Below are 484 nucleotides of genomic sequence, written 5' to 3'. Positions count from 1 at the left end.
AGGCGGGGGAGAAATCCCTCGCCACCTCTCATGTGTCAGGCATCCTCAACGCACCCGCACTAAACCCGCTTCGGCGGGTTTTTTGTTGCGTGCTGAATACGCAGGGTGAAAAATAACCATATATTTGATTATATACACAACAAAAAATAAAAGTCATTGTACTTGCACATTAAACAATCAAATATACGGCGTGAAATAAATATTTTTCAGATTAATATTTTTGTCTCTATGTGGATATAACCGTTTGTACTTATAAACCTGGAGGCATCGTGGAGAAAATAAAGAAACTATTTAGTAGCAAATACGCAGTCATACGTCGTGATGACCTGTCAGTTATAGTCGAAATGGATTACTTCCCTGAAACCCCAAAATCAATAATGTATCGTAATGGTCGAAAGGCAATTTTTTTACCGATGAGGGTAAGTGACATTATGGGAAATGATAAACTGCTGGATGAATTGCGAGTCAGAGCATCCTGTTAGTA

At 38.8% G+C, this 484-nt stretch carries 1 protein-coding gene; it reads left to right on the top strand.

Annotated features, from left to right (window positions below; all coding sequences use genetic code 11):
• Nucleotides 1-269: 269 nt before the first annotated feature.
• Complete coding sequence (locus ACUU1I_RS21155) at nucleotides 270-482, top strand: hypothetical protein (RefSeq protein ID WP_000411314.1); 213 nt, start codon at nucleotides 270-272, stop codon at nucleotides 480-482.
• Nucleotides 483-484 lie beyond the last annotated feature (2 nt).

It is taken from the genome of Shigella sp. SIG3, assembly GCF_053555855.1.
Note: the sequence above shows the minus strand (reverse complement) of the source record. Positions and strands in the feature narration are given on the sequence as shown.